The sequence below is a fragment of the Streptomyces sp. NPDC056296 genome (genome assembly GCF_042268605.1).
Lineage (GTDB): Bacteria > Actinomycetota > Actinomycetes > Streptomycetales > Streptomycetaceae > Streptomyces.
Genome location: NZ_JBHJRX010000017.1, coordinates 112,437 through 116,194, shown reverse-complemented (window position 1 = coordinate 116,194; position 3,758 = coordinate 112,437). Strand labels below are relative to the sequence as shown.

Here is a 3,758-nt window from a genome sequence, read left to right as displayed (position 1 = left end):
TTGTGCCCGTGGTTGGGCCCGGGTCGGGCTGGTGGGGGGACCTCAGCGTGGGGCGCGTAAACGCTTGCGCAAGCGTTTACGCGCCCCGCGCGGATGCGGTACGGTCCCGGCCAGTACGCGTGGGGCGGCCCGGAGGCCGATGCGCGGCAGTACGGGAGAGGGGGCACGCCGATGGCGACCATGGCCGATGTCGCACGCAGCGCCGGGGTCTCCGTGGCGACCGTCTCGCACGTGCTCAACGACACTCGGCCCGTGCTGCCGGGCACCCGCCAGGCGGTGCTGGACGCCATCGAGGAGCTCGGCTACACCCCGAACACCCTGGCCCGCTCCCTGGTGACCGCCCGCACCCGCTCCATCGGGCTCGCGGTGTCGGCGATCAGCAACCCGTACTTCACGGAGATCCTCCAGGGCGTCGAGGCCGCCGCCCTGGAGCACGGTTACAGCCTGCTCATCGCAGACCCCCACGACGATCCGGGACACGAGCGCAAGGTCGTCCAGCTACTGCACGAGCGACGCGTGGACGGCATGATCGTCGCGCCCTCCGCGGACCCGCGCGACCTCGTCGCCTACCTCGGCCGCCACCGCGTGCCGACCGTTTTCCTCGACCGGGTCCTGGACGTGCCGGAGGGCGACGGGGCCCCGCGCTTCGACCAGGTGTGCGCCGAGAGCGCCGAGCCGACGACGCGGCTGGTCACCCACCTCTCCGGGCTCGGCCACCGCAGGATCGGGCTCGTCGCGGGCCGGCCGGGGCTCAGCACGACGCGCGAGCGGATCACCGGTTACCGGCACGGCCTCGCCGCCGCCGGACTGCCGTACGACGAACGGCTCCTGGTCCACGGCGACTCCGAGGCGGACGGCGGTGAACGGGCCACGTCGGCCCTGCTGTCCCTGGCGGTGCCGCCCACCGCGCTGGTCACCGCCAACAACGCGATGACCATCGGCGCGCTGCGCGCCCTGCGGGACCGCGGTCTGTCCGTGCCCGGTGACCTCGCGCTGTGCTGCTTCGACGACTTCGCTTGGGCCGACCTCTTCTCCCCCCGGCTCACCGCCGTCGCGCAGCCCAGCAGGGAGCTGGGTGCCCAGGCCGTACGGCTGCTGCTGGAACGCCTCGCCGCGCCGGACCGGCCGGTGCGGACCCTGCGGCTGCCCTGTGCCTTCGTCCACCGCACCTCGTGCGGCTGCCCCGAGCAGCCCCGGCAAGCCTCCGCAAAGGCTCATGAAAGGAGTCTTCCGTGATCGTCGTCGCCGGTGAGGCACTGATCGACCTGGTACCGCAGGGCACGGGTGCCCTCGCCACGCTGCGGCCGGCGCTCGGCGGCGGGCCGTTCAACACGGCCGTCGCGCTGGGCCGTCTCGGCTCGCCCGCCGCCTTCTGCTCCCGGGTGTCGCACGACGCCTTCGGCGAGGCGCTGCTGGACCGGCTGCGCGAAACCGGCGTGGACGTCTCGCCGGTGCAGCGCGGGGCCGAGCCGACGACACTCGCCGTGGCCTCGGTGGACGCGGACGGCTCGGCCGCGTACTCCTTCTATGTGGACGGGACGGCGGACCGGCTGTTCTCGGTGCCCACCGCGCTGCCGTCAGGCACCCGGGCGGTCTCCTTCGGGACCTGCTCACTGGTGCTGGAGCCGGGGGCGAGCGCGTACGAGGAGCTGCTGCGCGAGACGGCCGCGCGGGGGGTGTTCACGGCGCTGGACCCGAACATCCGCGCCGGGCTGATCCCGGACCCGGACGCCTACCGCGCCCGGTTCAGGAGCTGGCTGCCGTCGGTGTCGCTGCTGAAACTGTCCGCCGAGGACGCCGAGTGGCTGGGCGGCACGCCCCGGGAGTGGCTGGCGGCGGGCCCGGCGGCGGTCGTGGTCACCCGGGGCGGTGCCGGGCTGACGGCGTACACCCGAGACGGGGGTGAGTACACCGTGCCGGGCGAGCGGGTCGACGTGGTGGACACGATCGGCGCGGGCGACACGGTGAACGCGGCGCTGCTGCACGGCCTCGCGGTACGGGACGCCCTCGACGACGAGGCCGTGGCCGGTCTGGGGGCGCAGGGCTGGGCGGAGCTGCTGGGGTTCGCCGCCCGCGCGGCGGCGGTCACCTGTTCGCGGGCGGGCGCGGAGCCGCCGTACGCCCACGAGGTGGCCGTCTGAACACCGACGGCACCGGCCGTCTCGGTGGTCAGCCCGCCGGCCGTACCGCACGCAGGGCGCCGGGGCGGCGACCGTCGAGGCGGTCCAGGGCCGCGGCCGTGGCGTCGTCCGCGGGCAGGTGTACGACGATCCGCTGGCCCTCCTCGGGAAGCGTCAGCGTCTCGTACGACAGCCGCAGGGGTCCGGCCTCCGGGTGCTCGACGTGCTGGGTCCCGACGCGTCGCGGGGCCACAGCGAGGTCCGCGAACCGGTCGGTGAACACCGCCCCCGCCGTCACCGTCAGCTCGTCGGCCAGCTCGGCCACGTACGGGTCCCGCAGGGGGGCCTCGTGCCGGAGCTGGGCGACCAGGTCGTCGGCCACGCGGTCCCAGTCGGGGTAGGCGGCGCGGGCCCGCTCGTCGGTGAACAGGTACCGGAGCAGGTTGGGCCGCTCGTCGTCGAGCAGCCCGAGCGGCCCGGTCAGCCGCGCGTAGCCGCCGGTGTGGGCGAGGACGTCGCCGATCCAGTTGAGCACCACGGCGGGGGCGGGCTCCAGGCGGTCCAGTACGGCCCGCACGGTGGGGCGTGCGCCGCGGCTGAGGGGCGGGGCCGCGGCGCAGAGCAGCGGGTCGCCGCCGTCGGCCTCCTTGGTCAGGCGGCGCAGCAGCATCCGGTCGCGCAGCGACAGGTTCAGCGCGTCGGCGAGGGCGCCGAGCACCTGGACGGACGGGTTGCGGTCGCGGCCCTGTTCCAGCCGGGTGAGGTACTCGACGCTGACTCCCGCGAGCGTGGCCAGTTCGGCGCGGCGCAGGCCGGGGGTGCGGCGGCGGGGACCGGCGGGGAGACCCACCTCGACGGGGGTGACGGATTCGCGCCAGGTCCGCAGGAACGTGCCCAACTCGTTGTCGCTCACATCTGGAACGTACCAATGTGCGCGGGCGAGAGGATGGCCCTGCGACTACCACGCTCGGGCCGGTCTCCCTGCGGGGGCACGGCCGCCTCAGGGTTGAGGGCATGACGAACGACATCTCCAGCACCGCCACCACTCCCCTGCCGATCGCCCCCGGCCGGTGGGCGATGGACCCGTTCCACTCCGCCGTGAACTTCACCATCCGCCATCTCGGCATCGCCAAGGTGCGGGGGCGCTTCGGCGGCGTGCGGGCCGAGCTGTTCGTCGGGGAGCGGGTCGAGGACGTCCGGGTGTCCGCGACGATCGATCTGGCCTCCATCGACACCGGGAACGCCGACCGGGACGCGCACGTACGCGCCTCCGACCTGCTCGACGTGGCGAAGCGGCCGACGATGACCTACCGCTCGACCGGGGTGTCGGGCGAGGGCGAGGACTGGACCATGGAGGGCGAGCTGACGATCGGTGACGTGACCCGCCCGGTGACGCTCGCCGTGGAGTTCGGCGGGCTGGGAGCCATGCCCGTCGGCGGCGACGGCCGGCACGCCGGGTTCGAGGCGACGGGTGAGATCCGGCGCAGCGAGTTCGGCCTGGACTTCGCTCCGGGGCTGCTCGGGGAGGTGGTGAAGATCCAGCTCGACATGCAGTTCGTGGAGCCGGCGGGTGCCTGAGCGCGGGTGCCGCGCGAACGCCGCGCCGGGGCACCCCGGAGCCTCCCCAGTAGCCAGCGC

Annotated in this window: 4 protein-coding genes; 3 read left to right on the top strand and 1 reads right to left on the bottom strand. The window is 74.5% G+C overall.

The features are described 5' to 3' along the window. Nucleotides 1-171: 171 nt before the first annotated feature. Entirely contained in the window at nt 172-1,236 is a 1,065-nt protein-coding gene (locus ACFCZF_RS15275) for a LacI family DNA-binding transcriptional regulator (RefSeq protein ID WP_376672040.1), read from the top strand. Beyond that, a complete protein-coding gene (locus tag ACFCZF_RS15270; RefSeq protein WP_376672039.1) occupies nt 1,233-2,141 on the top strand; it encodes a carbohydrate kinase in 909 nt (302 codons plus the stop codon). Before ACFCZF_RS15275 ends, ACFCZF_RS15270 begins: the two co-directional genes overlap by 4 nt. A gap of 28 nt (nt 2,142-2,169) precedes the next feature. Here ACFCZF_RS15270 and ACFCZF_RS15265 read toward each other — a convergent pair whose 3' ends face one another. Then, a complete protein-coding gene (locus ACFCZF_RS15265; RefSeq protein ID WP_376672038.1) occupies nt 2,170-3,033 on the bottom strand; it encodes a helix-turn-helix domain-containing protein in 864 nt (287 codons plus the stop codon). 101 nt (nt 3,034-3,134) lie between these two features. Between ACFCZF_RS15265 and ACFCZF_RS15260 the strand changes: the two genes are divergently transcribed. Beyond that, nucleotides 3,135-3,698, top strand: coding sequence for a YceI family protein (locus tag ACFCZF_RS15260; protein WP_376672037.1), 564 nt, complete (start codon nt 3,135-3,137; stop codon nt 3,696-3,698). The last annotated feature ends 60 nt before the right edge of the window (nt 3,699-3,758 follow it).